Source organism: Rhodococcus sp. IEGM 1381 (genome assembly GCF_030056795.1).
In the GTDB taxonomy this organism is placed as follows: Bacteria; Actinomycetota; Actinomycetes; order Mycobacteriales; family Mycobacteriaceae; genus Rhodococcoides.
Genome location: NZ_JASHKQ010000001.1, coordinates 2,082,217 through 2,101,837 on the forward strand (window position 1 = coordinate 2,082,217; position 19,621 = coordinate 2,101,837).

Consider the following 19,621-nt stretch of genomic DNA (forward strand, 5'->3'; position numbering starts at 1 on the left):
TTCACGAGTTCTTCGCAACGAAGCCCGCAATGTCGTCTCGGAGTCGATCCGGGTATTCGCCGTTGATCGCGTGTGAGGCGTCGGGGTAGAGCCGCACCGTCCCGTCGGGAAGCGCTTTTTCTGCTGTGGCGACGGCGTCATCGGCGTCGTGCATCACAGACCTGCCTGCGATGAAGGCCAGCACCGGCGCGTCGAGTGTCGAGAGGCGCTGCTCGGTAATGCGCGTGGGCTGTGGCAGTTTCAGCGAGTATCCCTGCATTCCGGCCTCGATCATGTCTGCAATCGGAACGTTCTGTACCTCGGCACCGCCGGCGGTGTAGGAGTTGAAGCTGTCCCGCCAGGATTTCGGCAGCCACGGTACGGCGGCAGGGAGAGCGCGGATCGCGGTGTTCCACGGGATGTCGGAAAACACCTCCACCGGGTCGATCAGTGTCAGGGAGGCGATGTGAGAGCTGTCGTGCACTGCCAGATTGGCCGCCGTCCACCCACCGATGGACAGCCCGATCACATGCACCTTGTCGGCGGGCAGAGCGTCGAGTGTCTGTTCGAGCCACGCGGCCTGGTCCTCGTCGTCGGTGATCGGCCGTTCCTGGATGCTGCGTCCCGGTTCGCCCAGTAGATCGACGGTGTAGACGTCCCCGATCGTCAGCAGGCCCGGAAGATTCGCAGCCCAGACCGGGGTTGCGGAAGACCGCCCGGGCAGTAGAAGTAGCGGGTGCGTCGAGCCTCCGGTCCCGGCGAACCGATATACGCGGACGACGCCGTAGTCGGTGCGAACTTCGATTGTCTCCGCCGGGGTGGGCAAGTCTTCGAAGGCGCGGTCGTACGCGGCGAGAAATCGGTCCTCGCTTGCGGCGCTGTTCCAATGCCCCACAGGTGACGGGGATCGGAGTGCGAACGTGAGGGCGAGCGCGCCGACGGTCAACGCCCCGGCTGCGACCTGGAGGTATCGACGGCGTCTTTTCGGTACTCGTTCGTTCATGTATGGTCTCCTAACCGATCGGTAAGTATTTTTACCGTACGGTAAGCTGGCGTCCGTGGCAACGAAGGAACCGAGCTTCATCGAACGCACCCGGCGCGCGCAGCTGATCGACGTCACGATCGCTGCGGTCGCCGAGCACGGCTACTCGAACGTCTCGCTCGCGCGCATCGCAGACAACGCCGGCATCACCAAAGCGGCTGTGCTGTACCACTTCCGAAGCAAGGATGCGGTAGTGGAAGCGGCGTATCGCTGCGTTCTCGATGCGCTCGTCCAGGACGTGGCTGCTGCGGTCGGGGAAGTTCCCAAGCAGGAAGGTCCTCAGGCATACGTACGTGCCATGGTCGGTCATCTCCGCGCTCACCCCCGGCACACGCGTATGCTGATCGAGGCGCTGGGAAACTCCACGGCCGGGCATACGCCGGAGCAGCGATGGCGGCCGTTGGCCGACATCATCGACGCGTCCGTACGAGTTCGTGGTGTTCAGGGCGTCGATTCGCGCACGCTCGCCATCATCACCGGCGGCGCGATCGACGCGATCGTCACCGAATGCCTGCACGACCCGGATTACGACTCGGCTGCTGCCGCTGAATCACTCGCAGCGATGCTCGACGCAGCTCTGAGCTGAGCCCGCGTGTCTCCCGCCTGCCGGGGTGTCGGCGTACTCCCATAGACTCGCTGATGACTGTGCATGCGCAGCCGTCGCCTCGAATCGCTTGTAGGAGCATTGCTGTTGTCTTCCGATTCTCTGCCTGCCGTTTCGCCATCCGGGCCGGCCCCGATCGTTCCCGACGCGGCGCTTCAACTGTCGGGTCTGGCCAGCGTTGCGCTGACGGATTCGTCGATGGTGGCTGTTGCCGACGCGATCGGCACCGCCGAGCACACTCTCATCGGTCCGCACTCGGTTCGTCCGTTCGTCGCTGCTGCGATCGCGCAGCACACCCAGTTGCTGATCGTCACCGCAACAGGACGTGAAGCGGACGATCTCACGGCCGAACTCCGCCAGATTTTCGGCGACGGTGTCGCGATGTTCCCGTCATGGGAGACGCTTCCGCACGAACGCCTGTCGCCGAGCGCAGACACGGTCGGCAAACGCCTCGACGTGCTTCGCCGGCTGGCTCGCCCGGCTGACGCCGATTACGGCCAACCGCTGCGCGTCATCGTCACTACCGTGCGTTCGCTGGTTCAGCCGATGGCCCCTGGCCTCGGTGAAATCGAGCCTGTGACCTTGAAGGTCGGGCTGGACATCGACTTCGACGGGTTGATCCACCGTCTCGTCGAGTTCGGATATCTGCGTGTGGACATGGTGGGCAAGCGTGGCGAGTTCGCCGTCCGCGGCGGCATCCTCGACCTCTTCTCGCCGACGGCAGATCATCCAGTGCGCGTGGAATTCTGGGGCGACGAGATCACCGAACTCCGCGCGTTCGCGGTCTCCGATCAGCGTTCGTTGCCTGATCACGAGGTCGATCTGGTCATTGCTCCGCCGTGCCGCGAGTTGCTTCTGACTCAGGAGGTCCGCGATCGCGCCGCGGTGCTCGCCGCCGACAACGCGGGTGATGCGGCGCTGGTGGAGATGCTGGACAAGCTCTCCGCCGGAGTCCCAGTGGAGGGAATGGAGGCGTTGCTTCCACTGCTGCAGCCGGGCGAACTGCAACTGCTCGCCGATACGCTCCCCGCCGGAACACACGTCCTGCTCTGCGACCCTGAGAGAATCCGCACGCGCGCAACAGATCTGGTGCGCACCGGGCAGGAATTCCTCGAGGCGTCGTGGACGGCAGCGTCGATCGGCGGAGCCGCGCCACTGGATACTTCGACCCTCGACACTTCCAGCCTCGAAGGTGCGTCCCTCGATCTCGGTGCCTCGGCGTATCGGTCACTGCGACAGGTTCGCGAGTCCGCTCAGGTTCACGGTCGGCCGTGGTGGACCATCAGCCCACTCGCCTCTGGAAACGGCGAAGAAGTCGAACTCGCTGTCGACTCGGTGCCGGAGGTGCGGGGGTCCGAGGAAGCGTTGACGGCCCTGTTCGCGACGCTGCGGGCGCACATCGCCACCGGTGGTTGCGCAGTCATCTCCGTCGCGGGTGCCGGTACCGCCACCCGCATAATCGAACGCCTCGCCGAGGCCGAAGTGCCTGCAGCGCATCTCGATTCCGGCGCCGTTCCGGTCCCGGACGTCGTCAACGTCCTCTGTGGATCGCTGCACGACGGCCTGGTGTTCCCCGATGCAAAGCTCGTCGTCGTCACCGAAAGCGATCTGACCGGCAACCGCGTCGCCGCGGCGGGGGAGGGGCGCAAGCTTCCGGCCAAGCGTCGCAATCAGGTCGATCCCCTCGCGCTCGTCGCCGGCGACAGTGTCGTGCACGATCAGCATGGCATCGGCCGATTCGTCGAGATGGTAGAACGCACCATCGGTGGTGCCCGACGCGAATACCTCGTCGTCGAGTACGCGCCGAGCAAGCGCGGCCATCCCGGGGACCGCTTATTCGTCCCCATGGACTCGCTCGATCAGCTCTCGCGTTACGTCGGAGGCGAGCTGCCGTCTCTGAGCAAGCTCGGAGGATCCGACTGGGCCAACACCAAACGCAAGGCGCGCAAGGCAGTTCGTGAGATCGCTGGCGAGCTGGTGCAGCTGTACGCTGCTCGGCAGGCAGCTCCCGGACACGCTTTCGGCCCCGACACTCCATGGCAGCTCGAGATGGAAGATGCGTTCGGATTCACCGAGACGGTCGACCAGATGACCGCCATCACCGACGTGAAAGCCGACATGGAGAAGGCGGTCCCGATGGACCGCGTCATTCTCGGCGATGTCGGGTACGGCAAGACCGAAATCGCAGTGCGCGCCGCGTTCAAGGCGGTGCAGGACGGCAAGCAGGTGGCCGTCCTGGTTCCGACAACGCTTCTGGCGCAACAGCATCTGCAGACCTTCACCGCGCGCATGGCGTCGTTCCCGGTGACGGTGAAGGGGCTCTCCCGCTTCACGCACGGGTCCGAGTCCAAGGAAGTCATGGCCGGGTTGGCCGACGGCACAGTCGATATCGTCGTTGGCACACACAGGTTGCTGCAGACCGGTGTGGCCTGGAAAGACCTCGGTCTGGTCATCGTGGACGAGGAGCAGCGTTTCGGCGTCGAGCACAAGGAGCACATCAAGTCGCTCCGCACGCACGTCGACGTGCTGACGATGTCGGCGACGCCGATTCCGCGAACCCTCGAGATGAGCCTGGCCGGCATCCGCGAGATGTCCACCATTCTCACCCCGCCCGAGGAGCGCCACCCGGTGCTCACATACGTCGGCGCGTACAACGACAAGCAGGTCGCGGCCGCCATCAGGCGCGAGTTGCTGCGTGACGGTCAGGTGTTCTTCGTACACAACCGAGTCAGCTCGATCGACAAGGCCGCCAAGAAGATTCGTGATCTGGTGCCCGAGGCCAGGGTCGCGACCGCGCACGGTCAGATGAACGAGGAAACACTCGAACGCACCGTGCAGGGGTTCTGGCAACGTGAGACCGATGTGCTGGTGTGTACCACCATCATCGAGACCGGCCTGGACATCTCCAATGCCAACACACTCATCGTGGAGCGGTCCGATTCGCTCGGCCTGTCCCAGCTGCATCAGCTCCGTGGCCGAGTGGGGCGCAGCCGCGAACGCGGCTACGCGTACTTCCTGTATCCACCGGAGAAGCCGCTCACCGAGACCGCCTACGACCGGCTGGCGACCATCTCGCAGAACTCCGACCTCGGTGCCGGTATGGCTGTGGCGATGAAGGACCTCGAGATCCGTGGTGCCGGAAACGTTCTGGGAGCAGAGCAGTCCGGACACGTCGCAGGCGTCGGATTCGACCTGTACGTTCGGCTCGTCGGTGAGGCGGTCGAGGCGTACCGCGCGGCCGCCGACGGAAAACCCATCACCACCGACGAGGCGCCCAAGGAAGTCCGCATCGACCTTCCCGTCGACGCCAACATTCCACCCGACTACGTCACCAGCGACCGGTTGCGCCTCGAGGGCTACCGAAAACTCGCTGCGGCAGCCGATTCTGCTGGTATCGACGCCGTCATCGACGAACTCGTCGACCGGTACGGGCCCCTTCCCGAGGAGGTCGGCCGTCTGGTCTCCATCGCGAAGTTGAGGCTGATCGCCAAGGAGTACGGCTTGACCGACGTCAACGTCGCCGGAACCCAGGTCAAACTGGCTCCGATGGAGTTGCCCGACTCCAAGCAAATTCGCCTCAAGCGGCTCTATCCCAGCGCCACCTACCGGGCGACGACCGGGGTGGTGCAGTTGCCGCTGCCTCGCGTCGAGGGTGGCGGCGTGGGGGCGGCGCGCGTACGCGACGTCGAATTGGTGCAGTTCATCGCCGATCTCATCCTATCCTTGGACGGGAAGCCATCTCGGTCGGTCTTGTTGGAGCAAACAGTGGGGGTGTAGCGGTGACGGTAGTTCTGCTCGACCCCGTTCGTCCGGCACAGGTACCCGTCGATGCTGTCGAATTCCTCGGTGGTGCAGTGCAATTCACCGAAGAAGTGCCGGTGAGGGTGCGATGGCTGTTCTCCGGCACCGCTGCGCCCGATGCCGTCGATCCTGTTCTGGTCAGCACCGACCCGGCCAACCCCGACGTCCAGGACCGGATCGCGCGCGGAGAACGAGTCATCGCTGCCGAGAAGTTGCCCGGTGACGACGTGATCGCGGCGGTGCACTTGATGGACCGTTTGCACACCGTCGGTGGCTGGGAAGCGCAGCAGACCCACGAATCGCTGCGCGGCTACCTGTTGGAAGAAACCTACGAACTTCTCGACGCGATAGCCGCAGGGAACCTGAACGACCTGCGCGAGGAACTCGGAGACCTGTTGCTGCAGGTGCTCTTTCACTCCAGAATTGCTCAGAACGCCGCCGAGAATGCATTCGATATCGACGATGTAGCCGCGGGACTTGTTGCCAAACTGACCCACCGCAGCCCGCACCTCGGTCGCCGGGACGGCGGACCGATCGACATCGTCGAACAAGAGCGCGCCTGGGAAGAGAAGAAGGCGTCGGAGAAGGCGCGAGGATCCTGCATCGACGGCATCGCCTTGTCGCAGCCGTCACTCGCCCTGACTCAAAAGGTGATCGGACGAGCCACCAAGGCCGGCCTACCCGACGAACTCGTTCCCGACGGCCTTCGCGTCGTACACATCGGGGTCGACCATTCGCACGGTGGAGAAAGTGCCGAGGACGCACTGCGGCGTCGGGTATTGGATTTTGCATCCCTGATCCGCAACGCCGAAGCATCCGCCCGTAACGCGGGCATCGCGCCCGGAGAGATGTCGGCACTGGATTGGATCGAGCACTGGGGTTTGCGGGGCTGACTTCACTCCACCACCCAGCCGCGTCAATGGACCATTGCACTGTTCAGACGTATGCAGTGCGCCATCCACGCGGGCGGAAATTGCTCAGATCTCTCGAGTAGCGCTACTCATGTGTGCGTGGTGTCTGGTCGGCCAGGCTATCGGTCATGACAACGAACCTGATCGAACGAGAATCCGAGAAGACATGGACCGGCGGTTGGACGGCCCTCGGCGGCGCGCTGATGTTGGTGGCGGGCTTTGCCACCTACTGGGCGCTCGCCAACCCGGTAGCGACTGATTTGTTGATGGGTTTCGACTACGACCGCTCGGCACGGACTGGTTTGCGGGTCGGGACCGGCTTCGCCGTCTTCGCGTGGTTCGCCAGCTTCGTCACGTCGGTGCTCGGGATGCGTCGATCGGCACCGAGCCGAATCATGGTGGTTTGCTTAATAATTGTCGCTCTGGTTTTGATCGGTCCAGTGCTGCTGTTCTGCGCGGCGATCGCCCTCACGCCCTGAACCGAGAGCCTGCTGTTACTTGCGCCAGAACAGGTGATGCGTGACGCCGCTGCTGCTGGGGACGACCTCGTGCTCGAATCTGTCGTTCAACTCGTCGGGCGAATCCCACAGCTTCAGACCCGAGCCGAATTTGATGGGCGCGACGGCGATGTGCATGGTGTCGACGAGATCGGCGTCGAGGAATTCCCGGATGCTGGTGACGCCACCGCCGAGGCGCACGTCCTTACCATCGGCCGCCTCCTTTGCCTGTTTCAACACCTCGGCGGGTTCGCCGTCGACGAAGTGAAACGTTGTGTCGGACAGTGTGATCGACGGCCGCTCGTGGTGGGTCAGTACGAAAACGGGGGTGTGGAACGGCGGCTCCTCGCCCCACCAGCCCTGCCATTCGTGGTCGGCCCACGGCCCGCGCTGAGGTCCGAACTTGTGTCGGCCCATGATCTCGGCACCGATATTGTTCGCGAAGTCGCGGGCGAAGTAGTCGTCCAGACCGTGACTGCCGCCCGAACCGGCGTTTCCAGGAAAGCTGGCGGTGGCGAAGTACCACCTCATCAGTGCCAGATGGTCGAGACCGAACGGGCTCTCGAAGCTCTGGTCCACTCCCGCAGCGATCCCATCGCTCGAAACGGTGAAATTCTGTACCCGAACCAGCTGTCCCATGTGTGCTCCCGATGTCGATGACGAAGGTGTACGACGTGTAGACCGAAGCGACTGCACAAACTCATCGTTGAACTGAGCTCGACACCGACTATCGCACAGTGAAGTAGTCGGCGGGATCAAGGGCATCGAGTGCGGTCCATCGCTGTGGGATCGCCGCGGATTCGTGAGGGCCGTCGGACGGAGTCAGAACATCGAGGGCAAGTCGCGGGTCGTCGTCGATGCGCCGGGCCACGTCGTAGAAGACGGCCAGTACGTGGACGCAACGACCGGTGCTGTCGGAACATGTGCACTCGACCCGGGTGAGCGTGGGTACAGGCGGATGACCTCGCTCGGTGCATGCGCGGTACATCTCGTCGGTGAGAATTGTTCGGGTGCCCTGTAATTGGGTGGTGATGATGTTCAGAGCAGGTGACGACATCGGTGCCACCTCGAGGAACACCTCAGGTATTGTGCGCCCGTGTTCGACGGCTCCTCGGATCTTGCCGGCACTGATCGTCACCTCCACTTTTGCGCCCTTCGCCAGCGCGCGGGCGCGGGGCATCCGTGGGTCGGGTCGGGTCACGCGTAACGGCTGGGCGAGTCGAACCCAGTCTCGCCCCCACGCTGTGTAGCCGAAGTCGTCGTCCGCCATGTCAGCGGCTTCGCTTGCGGCGCAGAGTGTCGACGAGCCGGTCGTCGTCCAGCTTCGCCAGCTCGGCTACACCCGACATATCGGCGACGTCGGACAGCGTCGATTTTCGCGAGTGCATGGCCGCAATGTGCTCCTCGATGGTGGTGTCGCTGGTCAGCGTGGTGATGGTGACGGTGCGAGTCTGCCCGATCCGGTGCACGCGATCCGAAGCCTGCGCTTCGACGGCTGGGTTCCACCATCGGTCGAAATGGATGACGTCTGCCGCGCGCGTCAGCGTGAGCCCGGTGCCGCCGGCTTTGAGGCTCAGAACCAGTACGGTAGGACCGCCGTCGGACTGGAAGCGTCGAACGATATCTGCCCGTTGTTCCTGATTCAGGCCACCGTGAAAGAACGGCACCGACACTCGGAACTGCTCGGCGAAGTGCCGCACGAGAAGCTCGCCGGTCTTGCGATATTGAGTGAAGATGATTGTTGGCGAATCGGTTTCGAGGTTGTTGGCCACGATGTCGGTGCAGAGGTCGAGCTTCCCCGACCGCCCCGGCAGATCGTCGGAGTCGCCCGTGACCAGTGCCGGGTGATTGCAGACTTGCTTCAGTGCGGTCAGAGCCGCCAGCACGCGGGCCTGGCGTTGCACGCCATCGCCGAAGCCGTCGTCGATCGCCTGATCGAGGACGCGGTCGTACAACCGCTGCTGTTCCTCGGTGAGGTCGCATATCAGGTCCGCATGAATCTTCGGAGGAAGCGATCCGGCGACCTGAGACTTCTTTCGCATCAGCACAACCGGTTCGATCGCTGCCCGGAGCCGGTTGGCGGCGACAGCGGAACCGCCCGCAATCGGTGTGACGAAGCGACGCCGGAACTGGGTCTTGTTCCCGAACAATTGCGGTGCGACGAGGTTGAGCAGCGCCCAGAATTCCTCGAGATGATTCTCGACGGGTGTGCCTGTCATCGCGATGGTCGCGTCGGCGTCGATGGTTCGTGCGGCCTTCGAGATCTGTGTGCGCGGGTTCTTCAACACTTGCGCCTCGTCGAATACTGCAGTGGCCCAACGGAGATCGCTGATTTGCTCACCGTGCGTGCGCAATGTCGGATACCCGGTGAGCACTACCGTTCTCGGGTCCATCGCAGGCAGCGGCACTCCGCGCCAAATCACGGTCGACAGGTCCGGCGCAAACCGAGCGATCTCGTGTGCCCAGTTCCCGACCAGCGACGTCGGACTCACCACCACCTGCGGCCCCTCGTCGGCGCGCCCGACGAGGTAGCCGATTGCCTGCAGTGTCTTGCCGAGCCCCATCTCGTCCGCGAGCACCGCACCGCCGTGGGCGGACACGGTCTCACGAAGCCAACTCACGCCGCGCACCTGGTAGGGCCGCATCTCTGCGACAAGCGCTGTGCGCAGTTCTGCGGCGACCGCCGTCGTATGGCGAAAGGCGGTGACGGCGTGTTCCGCCGATGTCACCGCTTTCCCGGTGGCATCGGGAACCGCATGCCCAGCGATCGGCACGGCAGAATCGCCGCCCGTGAGGTGCGTCCGCCACGCATCGACCGAGGCACCGGGAGAATCGAGAACAACGTCGGCAAGTCGATCGGGCTCTATCAACGCGCAGTCGACGTCGGATACCTCGAACCCCGAAAGGTCCGGTGTCGGAACTGCCAGCGTGACCGTCTGGGCATCACCGACGGGCGGGGGAGATCCGACACTGCCGGACGACCAGGTCCACAGGGCAAACATATGACGATCGACGAGATACGTGGCGTGCGAAGACGTAGAACTCTCGGGGGTCTGGGGGAGGGGCATGAATCCCTTCGAGGAGCAGTCGGCGACGAATCCGAACCGCTAGAACATAAGCAGGCCGCACAGTTCTGTCAAACTCGAAATATCTCCGAAAACTGTTGCAAAAGAACGAAATTTATGACCCTACGTCGAAAGTTGACACCCAGATGGTTCGGTGTTCTCCGCTGGACTCAGGGTTCACCCGCCCGCGTCCAGAGTCCCACCCCTCGTCCCTCGGTTGGGATCAATGTGGGTTTCAGTCGCCAGAATGCAACAAAGCCGCATTGATCCGAACCGGGGAGGGTCCATTCACCAGCAAACGGGCAACCGACCTACTCGAACAGCGTCGAACCCCAGTATTCGGATTCTCCGACGCCGGGGGGACAAGCGAACACCGCAGAGCCCACGTGTTGGATGTATTCGTTCAATGCGTCCTTGCGGGACAGGGCCAATTGCATCGGGACGAATTGGGTCAGTGGGTCGCGGCAGTAGGCGATGAAGAACAGTCCGGCGTCGAGGTGTCCGAAGCCGTCGGATCCGTCGGTGAAGTTGTATCCCCGACGCAGGAGTTGGACGCCACCGAGGTTTTCCTTCGACGCCAGGCGCACGTGCGCAGTCTTGTCGATGAATGTGCCCTCGGGGCCCTGTGACTCGAAATCGAGTGCGTCGAACTCGTCCTTCTGACCGAGCGGGGCACCGGATCCCTTGCTGCGCCCGATCACTCGCTCTTGTTCCTTCAGCGTGGTGCGGTCCCATGATTCGATGAGCATGCGGATTCGACGCGCTACGAGGTAAGAGCCGCCTGCCATCCATTCCTGATCGTCATCGGAAGCAACCCACACGTTCTCGTCCAGCAACGACGGGTCCTCGGCTTTGAGGTTGGCCGTTCCATCCTTGAAGCCGAACAGGTTTCGCGGCGTTGCCTGGGTGGTCGAGGTGGACGAGGTTCGACCGAAGCCGAGTTGCGACCACTTCACCGAGACGGTGCCGAACCCGACGCGAGCGAGGTTGCGGATCGCGTGGACGGCAACCTGGGGGTCGTCGGCGCAGGCCTGGATGCAGAGGTCGCCGCCGGAGCGTCGGGGATCGAGGTTGTCGGCAGGGAAGTGCTGCAGATCGGCAAGCGACGCAGGCCTTTTCGAAGCCAGATCGAATCGGTCGAACATCGACGGACCGAATCCGATCGTCAACGTCAGCGACGACGCAGTCAGGCCGAGTGCCTCGCCGGTATCGGACGGCACGTTGTACTCGCCACCGTCGACGGCGCCGCCGTCGAACGTCTCCTCACCCTTGGTGAGACGTTCGGCCATCAGAGTCCACTTCTTCAGCAGCGCAACGACATCGTCGCGTGAGTCGGTGGTGATGTCGAACGCGACGAAGTGCATGCGATCCTGTGCCGGGGTGACGATTCCAGCCTGGTGGTCGCCACGGAATTCGACGACATCCGATGTGGGCAGCTCGGCACCCGACGCCGTCGCGTGTCCGGCGATGGCTCCCACTCCGACGAGTGCAGCCCCCGTCCCGACGGCACCGAACAGGCGCCGTCGGGAAAATTGTCCAGTCTTATTGTTCGGCAACGACACCCTGCACCTGGCTCACTTCGGCGGACAATGCATCGATCTTGTTCGAAAGTTCCTGACGTTGCGGTTCGGTGACCGTGTCGTAGAAGACGAAGCCGTCGCCGCTGCGGTACTTGGCGAGTTCGGCGTCGAGTTCTGCGAAGCGGGCATCGATGGCAGTGCCGAGCTCGGCGTTGCGCTCGTCGAGGATCGGGCGCACCGCGGCGATGGCGGCCTGGGAGCCGTCGACGTTCGCTTGGAAGTCCCACAGGTCGGTGTGCGAGAAGAAGTCCTCTTCACCGCTGATCTTGGTCTTGGCTACCTCGTCGAGCAATCCCTGTGCGCCACCGGCCACCTGAATGGGGTCGATGGTGAAGTCGTCGGCCTTGATCTTGTCGGCGAGTTCGGTGATGTCGGCCTCGAGCTGATCGGCCATCGCGTTGGTGTCCGGCTGCAGCCCCTGCGACCACAGGTCCTTCTCGATTCGGTGGAATCCGGTCCACTCGGCACCTGGCTCCACGTCCGGCTCACGCAGGTCGATGCGTGGGTCGAGGTCGTCGGGGAAGCTCTCGGCCACGGGCTCGATACGCTCGTAATAGCTACGCGCAATGGGGAACTGGGCCTTGGCTACCGCTACGTCCCCGCTCTTGACGGCGGTCACGAAGGATGCCGTGGTGTCCTGCAACGCGTCGATCTGGCTGACGACGTAGCGCTTGTAGCCGGCGGCGGCCTCGGTGAGGAGCCCGTCCTCGCCTGCGGTGCGGACGGAGTCGCCGGTGACGACGTAATCGGCGCGGACACCGTCGCCCACCATGCCTGCCCTGCAGGCGGTTTGGTAGGTGCCGGGGTCGGGCAGGGCGACGATGAGCTGACGGGTCAGGCCGGGTCCGATGTTTTCGACCTCGCCCATGACGCGGTCGCCGTCGCCGTAGACGTAGAACTCGGTGACCTTGCTGCCGTTGTTGGTGATCTGGAAGGTCGAGTTACCGGTGGTGCCCTCGGATGCGCTCACGTCGCAGGAGGAGTCGGTCGCGGTGACGGCGATATCGCCCGATGCGGCCTCATTGGACGACTTCTCGGTGCATCCGGCCAGGGCTATCGGCAGAACCGCGACCGCGGCCAGAGCGAAGGTGGAACGACGCATGATGGTGGTGCCTTTCAGGAGTTCTGAAGTACAGGCTCGGGAGCCGTCGGAACGCGGACCGGGCGGAGGAAGAGGAACAACACGACGATGATGTAGAGCACCCATGCAATCGCTTGGAGGACAGTGGGTTCGGGGCGGAAGTTGAAGATGCCGCCCAGCACGGTGCCGTACCAGCTCGAGGCGTCGAAGTGAGCGCTGATGTCGAAGGCGACAGCACTGCCACCGGGCAGAACTCCGCCGATCTGCAGTGCGCGGATGCCGTAGGCGAGGATTCCGGCGGCGACCACGATGAGGAAGATGCCGGTGTACTTGAAGAAGACGCCAAAGTTGATGCGCACGGCACCGAAGTACAGGAACACCGTCAGCACGGCAGCGACGACGATGCCGAATAGAAGACCGAGCAGCGGCCACAAGCTGCCGTTGGTGTTCTCGGCGTAGCCGACCATGAGCAATGCGGTTTCGACGCCTTCGCGGCCGACGGCGAAGAACGAGAGCGTCAGCACTGCAGCAGGTCCGACGGTGAGTGCTTTCTCCATATTCGCCCGCAGTTCGCCGGAGATGTTCTTCGCGGCGGTCCGCATCCACAGCACCATCGCCGTCACGATGGCGACCGCCACCAGCGATGCTGCGCCTGCGATGATCTCGGCGGTCAGTCCGGTGACCGTCGATGTGCCGTAGTGGATGACGAAGAAGACCGCGGCGACCATGGCGACGGCCAGCCCGACGCCCAGCCACACCCATTTGAGTGCATCGCGCCGGTTCGCTTTGACGAGGAACGCGACGAGGATCATGACGACGATGCCGGTCTCGAGACCCTCTCGGAGACCGATCAAGCCACTGCCGAACATCTGGGTGGCGATCGACGGCGCTGAGCCTGCGGCGGCGAGAACTGGCATGGATCGTGCTCCTGCGGTGCGTCTAACATTGGTACGCCTTCCCTCGCGAAGGGTAGGCGACCCTCATGCGTGAAGGTTGACAGAAACATACACCCTGCAACGCCGGTCGAATGCACGTTGAACTGGGTTTTTCCGGGCCTTTAGCTTTCTATTACCTTGCGTGTGCAGGATGGTGAGGTGATCTCACGAATCTGCGTGCTCGCCACCGCGTCGGTCCTCCTTGCGCTCACGGCATGCGGCAGCATCGAGCCGAAGCGTGAAATTCCCGAGGGCATCCCGCCCGGACCGGGTACCGCCGTGCCTGCCATCGAGTTCAACGCGCCCGGCCGGACAGCCGATCTGTTGCTCGCGTGGGCCGAACCGCAGACCGACGCGTTGGGTATCGCGGTGACGGCTCTCGCGTCGTACGGGCACGCGGCCGCGATCATGACCGAGACGGACGCGGACTGCGGAATCGCGTGGACGACACTCGCAGGCATCGGCTACATCGAGAGCCGGCACGGCACGTTCCAAGGATCCTCGGTGCAGCCCGACGGCCTCGTCACACCGCCGATCCGCGGCATTCCTCTCGACGGCGGGCCGGGTGTCGCGGAGATTCCGGACACCGACGGCGGCGTCATGGACGGTGATGCCGAGTTCGATCGAGCGATGGGTCCCATGCAATTCATCCCCGAGACGTGGAAGAAATGGGGTGTCGACGCCAACGGCGACGGCATCGCAGATCCGGACAACATCGACGATGCGGCGTTGACCGCGGCTCGCTACCTGTGCGCCCGGGGCGGCGATCTGCGGACGGCACAGGGCTGGGAGACGGCGTTGATGGCCTACAACCTCTCGGGTCAGTATCTGCGTGACGTGCGGGATCGTGCAGCCGCGTACTCGGTGGGCACCAGGCCGTAGAAGTCCGTGTATCGCGGGCTGTGCAGGGGAGCGGCTAGTCTTGCATCCGGCACAGTCCGCCGGTCCCCGTTACTAGGAGAAGCATTCGTGGCCATCATTGAGCAGGTCGGAGCTCGCGAGATCCTCGATTCCCGTGGCAACCCCACGGTTGAGGTCGAGGTCGCATTGGACGACGGGACGTTGACCCGCGCAGCCGTCCCCTCCGGCGCATCCACCGGTGAGCACGAGGCCGTCGAGCTTCGTGACGGCGGAGACCGCTACGGCGGCAAGGGCGTCGAGAAGGCCGTCAACGCGGTGCTCGACGAGATTGCGCCCGCGGTCATCGGCCTTGACGCCATCGAGCAGCGCACCGTCGACCAGGCTCTGCTGGATCTCGACGGCACTCCCGACAAGTCCCGCCTCGGCGCGAACTCCCTGCTGGGTGTCTCGCTCGCCGTCGCCAAGGCTGCTGCCGAGTCCACCGGACTCGAGCTCTTTCGCTACCTCGGCGGACCGAACGCACACATCCTCCCGGTGCCGATGATGAACATCATCAATGGCGGCGCACACGCCGACAGTGGCGTCGACGTCCAGGAATTCATGATCGCGCCGATCGGTGCGCCCACGTTCAAGGAGTCGCTGCGCTGGGGTGCCGAGGTCTACCACGCACTCAAGTCCGTGCTCAAGGCCAAGGGCCTGTCCACCGGACTCGGCGACGAGGGCGGCTTCGCTCCCGATCTCGCCGGCACCAAGGCAGCACTCGACCTGATCCTCGAGGCCATCGGCAAGACCGGCCTCAAGCCCGGCCAGGATGTCGCCCTCGCGCTCGACGTAGCAGCCACTGAGTTCTACACCGCGGGCACGGGCTACGCCTTCGAGCGTGAGACCAAGTCCGCCGAGCAGATGTCGGCCTTCTACGGCGAACTCGTCGACGCCTACCCCCTGGTCTCCATCGAGGATCCGCTCGACGAAAACGACTGGGACGGCTGGGTTGCCCTCACCGAATCGATCGGCGACAAGGTTCAGCTCGTCGGCGACGACCTGTTCGTCACCAACCCCGAGCGTCTCGAAGACGGCATCGTCAAGGGTGCGGCCAACGCGCTGCTGGTGAAGGTCAACCAGATCGGCACGCTCACCGAGACCCTCGACGCAGTCGATCTGGCGCACCGCAACGGTTACAAGACGATGATGAGCCACCGGTCCGGCGAGACCGAGGACACCACCATCGCTGACCTGGCGGTTGCCGTCGGCAGCGGCCAGATCAAGACCGGTGCTCCGGCTCGAAGCGAGCGCGTCGCCAAGTACAACCAGTTGCTGCGTATCGAAGAAGCTCTGGGCGACGCGGCGCGTTACGCCGGCGAGTTGTCTTTCCCCCGGTTCAATTACGAGGGATAGCAGGCAGGTACGTATCGCACGAAGTGGAGATGAATGATGGCACGGCGCGGAAGGTCCGGGACCAGTCCAGGTGGACGTGATCCCCGACCCCGCGGCCGCTCCTCCTCTTCGAGTCGGTCGAAGTCCGGGGGCGTCTCTCGTGACGAGAACGCCTCCGGCCGGCCGGCCGCCCCGCCGGAAACATCGGAGCAGGTGCGCGACGCGGTGGTCGGCGGCAAGGCCGCTCCCCGGCGCGTCGGTGTTCGTCGGCCCAAGATGCCGGAGCGGACGTTCCTCGGACTGTCCACAGGACGGGCCGTCATTCTCGGCGTTGTGGTGTGCGCGCTGGCGTTGACGCTCGCAGTACCGCTACGCACCTACTTCTCGCAGCGCAGCGAGCTCGAGTCCGTGTTGGCCGAGCGGCAGGCTCTGCAGAACGATGTCGACGACCTCCGGACACAGAAATCTCAGCTCGACGAACCATCGCGCATCGCCGCCGACGCTCGTGAACGACTGCGGTTCGTGATGCCGGGGGAGACGCCGTACCAGGTGCAGTTGCCCGGCGACTACGGCAAGACCCTGGAGGAACTCGCCACCGACAGTGCGCCGACGGGTCCCTGGTACACCGACCTCTGGAACACCGCAGTTCAGCCGCAGGGTTCGAACGAGCCAGCGGAGCCGACGTCCGCGCCGATGCCCGTCGTACAGCCAGAACCCGCGCCGGCCGTGCCGGTGCCAGAACCAGAAGGAGGACCGGTCGGGTGAATTCCTCGGCAGTCTCGCAGGAAGATCTCGATGCGGTCGCATCGCAGCTCGGACGTGAACCGCGTGGCGTACTCGAGATCGCGTACCGATCTCCGGACGGTAGGCCGGGCGTGGTGAAAACCGCCCCGAAGTTGCCCGACGGTACGCCTTTTCCCACCCTGTTCTACTTGACGGATCCTCGGCTGACAGCCGAGGCGAGCCGGCAGGAATCGGCCGGGGTGATGCGGGAAATGACCGAGCGTCTCGGTACCGATCCAGAATTGGCTGCTGCGTACTTGCGCGCCCATCAGTCGTATCTGGCCGAGCGTGACGAGATCGAATCTCTCGGAACAGATTTCACCGGCGGCGGCATGCCCGATCGCGTCAAGTGCCTGCACGTGTTGATCGGCCACTCGTTGGCCAAGGGCCCGGGTGTCAACCCGTTGGGTGACGAGTCCGTTGCGCTCGCGGCCGAGAACTCGTTGCGGGGCAAAGCTATTCCGGCCGACTGGCCGACCATCGAAGAACTACGTGCGGAGAAACAATGACCAGGGTTGCAGCGATCGATTGCGGCACCAACTCGATCCGCCTTCTCGTCGCAGACAACAACGGCAAGTCACTCGCCGACGTCGCCCGCGAGATGCGGATCGTGCGACTCGGTCAGGGAGTCGACGCGACGGGAGCGTTCGTGCCCGAGGCCATCGAACGCACCCGCGTGGCATTGGTCGAGTACGCGGAGATCATTCGTAAGACCGGGGCCACGGCGGTGAGGATGGTCGCCACCTCGGCCACCCGGGACGCGTCCAATCGCGAGGACTTCTTCTCGATGGTGCGCGAGGTACTCGGCAAAGTGATCCCCGGTGCCGAAGCCGAGGTGATCACCGGTGACGAGGAGGCGCGGTTGTCCTTCGCCGGCGCAGTCGGTGAACTCGATGCTGCTGCAGGGCCGTTCCTTGTTGTCGATCTGGGTGGCGGTTCCACCGAGCTCGTACTGGGCGACGCCAAAGGCGTGAAGGCGGCGTTCTCGGCCAACATCGGCTGCGTCCGTCTGACCGAACGATTCCTGCATTCGGATCCTCCCACCGCAGACGAGATCAACGGTGCGCGTGAGTACGCCCGCGAGAAGTTGGCCGAGGCATTCGAGGACGTGTCGATCGGCGACGCGTCGAGCTGGGTGGGGGTGGCCGGCACGATGACGACCATCGCGGCCATCGCCAAAGAACTACCCGAGTACGACGCCGACGCAGTGCACTTGTCCCGTGTTCCCTTCTCGGAGTTGTTCGAGGTATGCGAGGACCTGATAGGCATGACCCACACGCAGCGAAGTGCGTTGGGCCCCATGCATCCCGGACGGGTCGACGTCATCGGCGGCGGAGCAATCGTCTGCAGTGTGTTGGCCGAGGAATTCGAGCGACGCGGTGCCGTGAGCTCGCTGACGGTCAGTGAGCACGACATCCTCGACGGAATCGCGATGTCCATCAAGATCTGATCTGCAATTCTGCAGATACGGTCTGCGGCGATGTAGGTTGCATCGCTGCATGTTTCGGTGAAGCCTTACAGGTGCTGTGGCCCACGTCACGGCTACCTTCGAGGTGAGGACCACCGATGACGTCAGCCGCCGAGCAGGCACCGGCCGAGCGAGGCCTGGCTCGCGTAGCGCAAGCGCTCGCCAAGGGGACCGAGAAGTGGTTCCCCGATGCGTACATCTTCGCCCTCGTCGGCGTGGTGGTCGTTGCTGTCGCTGCCTTCGCCAACGGGTCGTCTCCGCAGAATGTGGTCGACGCATTCGGAAACGGGTTCTGGGACCTGACCGCCTTCACGCTGCAGATGGCGATGGTCGTTCTCACCGGCTACGTCGTGGCCACCTCTCCACCGGTCGCCAGATTGATCACTCGGTTGGCGCAGGTGCCCAAGAGTTCCAGTAGCGCAGTCAGTTTCGTTGCGCTGCTGTCCTGTTCGGTGTCGTTCCTGAACTGGGGACTGAGCTTGGTGTTCGCGGGTTTGTTGGCGAGGGCCATCGCGCGGCGTGACGATTTGAAAGTGGACTACCGGGCGCTGGGTGCTGCTGCGTTCATGGGACTCGGAGCCGTCTGGGCGCTGGGAATGTCGTCCTCGGCTGCGCAGTTGCAGGCGACTGCAAGTTCCTTGCCACCCGCGCTGTTGTCCATCACCGGTGTATTGGACTTCGGGACAACAATTTTCACGTGGCAGTCACTGCTGATGTGCGTGATCATCATCGTTCTGACAGTCGTCATCGCACACGTGTCGGCTCCCAAGGGGGCCGCGATCAAGACTGCCGCAGACATGAAGATCGATCTGGACGACACCGTTGCTGAACCGGCTCCGCGCACCAGGCCGGGGGAGTGGCTCGAATACAGCCGCATTCTTCCGCTGTTCGCCGGCGCGATGACTCTGGGATGGCTTGTCTCCCAACTGTTGACACTGCCGGTGCTGTCGGTGGTCAGCAGCCTGAACGGGTACCTCCTGGTGTTTCTGATGCTCGGGCTCGTACTGCACGGCACTCCGCGCCGATTCCTCGATTCGGTCAGCAAGGCAGTTCCGGCCACCGCAGGCATCTTGGTGCAGTTTCCGCCGTACGCAGCGATGGCGGCCATGTTGACCAAGGCGGAGGGCAGGGGAGGCATCACGATCTCCGAGCACCTCGCAAATTTCTTCACCGACATCGGTAGCGGCGGCGGCTTCGCGGTGGTCATCGCCGTTTACACCGTCGTGCTCGGATTGTTCGTTCCCTCCGGCGGCGGCAAGTGGCTCGTCGAAGCGCCGTACGTGATGCAGTCGGCCACCGATGTGCAGATGAACCTGGGCTGGACCGTCCAGATCTACAACGTCGCAGAGGCGCTGCCGAACCTGATCAACCCGTTCTTCATGCTGCCCTTGCTGGCCGTTCTGGGTCTGCGCGCACGCGATCTGATCGGATTCACGTTCCTGCAGTTCATCTTTCACTTCCCGGTGGTCCTGTTGCTCGTGTGGCTTCTCGGTATGACCTTCGACTTCGTGCCGCCGGTCATTCCGGCCCAGTAGTAGCCCGATATGATCGTCACCGCCGGAGCGCGACTCCGGCGGTGGCCCCCATAGCCCAATTGGCAGAGGCAGCGGACTTAAAATCCGCACAGTGTCGGTTCGAGT

Annotated in this window: 17 protein-coding genes; 10 read left to right on the forward strand and 7 right to left on the reverse strand. The window is 63.9% G+C overall.

The features are described 5' to 3' along the window. Position 1: 1 nt before the first annotated feature. The gene (locus tag QM797_RS09880) at positions 2–982 is read right to left on the reverse strand and encodes an alpha/beta fold hydrolase (RefSeq protein ID WP_283275188.1); all 981 of its coding nucleotides are present in this window, start codon (positions 980–982) and stop codon (positions 2–4) included. A gap of 55 nt (positions 983–1,037) precedes the next feature. Here QM797_RS09880 and QM797_RS09885 point away from each other — a divergent pair, with 55 nt between their 5' ends. The 4 genes from QM797_RS09885 to QM797_RS09900 all read left to right on the forward strand — a co-directional run bounded on the left by QM797_RS09885 (position 1,038) and on the right by QM797_RS09900 (position 6,816). Further along, positions 1,038–1,607: a TetR/AcrR family transcriptional regulator gene (locus tag QM797_RS09885; RefSeq protein WP_283275190.1), complete on the forward strand. Its 570-nt coding sequence runs from the start codon at positions 1,038–1,040 to the stop codon at positions 1,605–1,607. A 63-nt stretch (positions 1,608–1,670) separates the two neighbouring features. Then, on the forward strand, positions 1,671–5,402 hold the full coding sequence (gene mfd / locus QM797_RS09890; RefSeq protein ID WP_502942282.1) for a transcription-repair coupling factor: 3,732 nt from the start codon (positions 1,671–1,673) through the stop codon (positions 5,400–5,402). Between the two features lie 2 nt (positions 5,403–5,404). Continuing rightward, positions 5,405–6,319, forward strand: coding sequence for a nucleoside triphosphate pyrophosphohydrolase (locus QM797_RS09895; RefSeq protein ID WP_283275191.1), 915 nt, complete (start codon positions 5,405–5,407; stop codon positions 6,317–6,319). Positions 6,320–6,465: 146 nt separating this feature from the next. Beyond that, positions 6,466–6,816 carry a hypothetical protein gene (locus QM797_RS09900; RefSeq protein ID WP_283275192.1) on the forward strand — a complete coding sequence of 117 codons (351 nt, stop codon included), beginning with the start codon at positions 6,466–6,468 and terminating at the stop codon, positions 6,814–6,816. A gap of 15 nt (positions 6,817–6,831) precedes the next feature. On the opposite strand, the gene QM797_RS09905 is transcribed toward QM797_RS09900, so the two are convergent. The 6 genes from QM797_RS09905 to efeU all read right to left on the reverse strand — a co-directional run bounded on the left by QM797_RS09905 (position 6,832) and on the right by efeU (position 13,477). Beyond that, a complete protein-coding gene (locus QM797_RS09905) occupies positions 6,832–7,473 on the reverse strand; it encodes a dihydrofolate reductase family protein (protein ID WP_283275194.1) in 642 nt (213 codons plus the stop codon). 88 nt (positions 7,474–7,561) lie between these two features. Further along, positions 7,562–8,104 carry a hypothetical protein gene (locus QM797_RS09910; protein ID WP_283275195.1) on the reverse strand — a complete coding sequence of 181 codons (543 nt, stop codon included), beginning with the start codon at positions 8,102–8,104 and terminating at the stop codon, positions 7,562–7,564. A 1-nt stretch (position 8,105) separates the two neighbouring features. After that, complete coding sequence (locus tag QM797_RS09915) at positions 8,106–9,836, reverse strand: DEAD/DEAH box helicase (protein WP_283275344.1); 1,731 nt, start codon at positions 9,834–9,836, stop codon at positions 8,106–8,108. A gap of 374 nt (positions 9,837–10,210) precedes the next feature. Then, entirely contained in the window at positions 10,211–11,461 is a 1,251-nt protein-coding gene (gene efeB / locus QM797_RS09920) for an iron uptake transporter deferrochelatase/peroxidase subunit (RefSeq protein WP_283275196.1), read from the reverse strand. Next, positions 11,442–12,581: an iron uptake system protein EfeO gene (gene efeO, locus QM797_RS09925; protein WP_283275197.1), complete on the reverse strand. Its 1,140-nt coding sequence runs from the start codon at positions 12,579–12,581 to the stop codon at positions 11,442–11,444. Before efeO ends, efeB begins: the two co-directional genes overlap by 20 nt. Positions 12,582–12,595: 14 nt before the next feature. Next, on the reverse strand, positions 12,596–13,477 hold the full coding sequence (gene efeU, locus QM797_RS09930) for an iron uptake transporter permease EfeU (RefSeq protein ID WP_283275198.1): 882 nt from the start codon (positions 13,475–13,477) through the stop codon (positions 12,596–12,598). Positions 13,478–13,654: 177 nt separating this feature from the next. On the opposite strand from efeU, the gene QM797_RS09935 reads away from it, so the two are divergent. The 6 genes from QM797_RS09935 (at position 13,655) to QM797_RS09960 (ending at position 19,516) form a co-directional block, all read left to right on the forward strand. Further along, positions 13,655–14,377, forward strand: coding sequence for a lytic transglycosylase domain-containing protein (locus tag QM797_RS09935; protein ID WP_283275199.1), 723 nt, complete (start codon positions 13,655–13,657; stop codon positions 14,375–14,377). An 87-nt stretch (positions 14,378–14,464) separates the two neighbouring features. Next, on the forward strand, positions 14,465–15,751 hold the full coding sequence (gene eno / locus QM797_RS09940; protein ID WP_008718800.1) for a phosphopyruvate hydratase: 1,287 nt from the start codon (positions 14,465–14,467) through the stop codon (positions 15,749–15,751). Positions 15,752–15,943: 192 nt separating this feature from the next. Beyond that, complete coding sequence (locus QM797_RS09945) at positions 15,944–16,495, forward strand: FtsB family cell division protein (RefSeq protein WP_283275204.1); 552 nt, start codon at positions 15,944–15,946, stop codon at positions 16,493–16,495. Then, the gene (locus QM797_RS09950) at positions 16,492–17,022 is read left to right on the forward strand and encodes a DUF501 domain-containing protein (protein WP_283275207.1); all 531 of its coding nucleotides are present in this window, start codon (positions 16,492–16,494) and stop codon (positions 17,020–17,022) included. Before QM797_RS09945 ends, QM797_RS09950 begins: the two co-directional genes overlap by 4 nt. Beyond that, positions 17,019–17,963 carry a Ppx/GppA phosphatase family protein gene (locus tag QM797_RS09955; protein ID WP_283275209.1) on the forward strand — a complete coding sequence of 315 codons (945 nt, stop codon included), beginning with the start codon at positions 17,019–17,021 and terminating at the stop codon, positions 17,961–17,963. Before QM797_RS09950 ends, QM797_RS09955 begins: the two co-directional genes overlap by 4 nt. Positions 17,964–18,079: 116 nt before the next feature. Then, positions 18,080–19,516, forward strand: a complete 1,437-nt coding sequence (locus QM797_RS09960; RefSeq protein ID WP_283275212.1) for a short-chain fatty acid transporter — start codon at positions 18,080–18,082, stop codon at positions 19,514–19,516. Positions 19,517–19,621: the final 105 nt, after the last annotated feature.

Bases quoted from the DNA above. Each gene is read 5' to 3' on its own strand.
- mfd (WP_502942282.1), top strand. From the start codon at position 1,671: ATGCGCAGCCGTCGCCTCGAATCGCTTGTAGGAGCATTGCTGTTGTCT.
- QM797_RS09905 (WP_283275194.1), bottom strand. From the start codon at position 7,473: ATGGGACAGCTGGTTCGGGTACAGAATTTCACCGTTTCGAGCGATGGG.
- efeO (WP_283275197.1), bottom strand. From the start codon at position 12,581: ATGCGTCGTTCCACCTTCGCTCTGGCCGCGGTCGCGGTTCTGCCGATA.
- QM797_RS09955 (WP_283275209.1), top strand. From the start codon at position 17,019: ATGACCAGGGTTGCAGCGATCGATTGCGGCACCAACTCGATCCGCCTT.
- efeU (WP_283275198.1), bottom strand. From the start codon at position 13,477: ATGCCAGTTCTCGCCGCCGCAGGCTCAGCGCCGTCGATCGCCACCCAG.
- QM797_RS09960 (WP_283275212.1), top strand. From the start codon at position 18,080: ATGACGTCAGCCGCCGAGCAGGCACCGGCCGAGCGAGGCCTGGCTCGC.
- QM797_RS09915 (WP_283275344.1), bottom strand. From the start codon at position 9,836: ATGTTTGCCCTGTGGACCTGGTCGTCCGGCAGTGTCGGATCTCCCCCG.
- QM797_RS09910 (WP_283275195.1), bottom strand. From the start codon at position 8,104: ATGGCGGACGACGACTTCGGCTACACAGCGTGGGGGCGAGACTGGGTT.
- QM797_RS09900 (WP_283275192.1), top strand. From the start codon at position 6,466: ATGACAACGAACCTGATCGAACGAGAATCCGAGAAGACATGGACCGGC.
- QM797_RS09880 (WP_283275188.1), bottom strand. From the start codon at position 982: ATGAACGAACGAGTACCGAAAAGACGCCGTCGATACCTCCAGGTCGCA.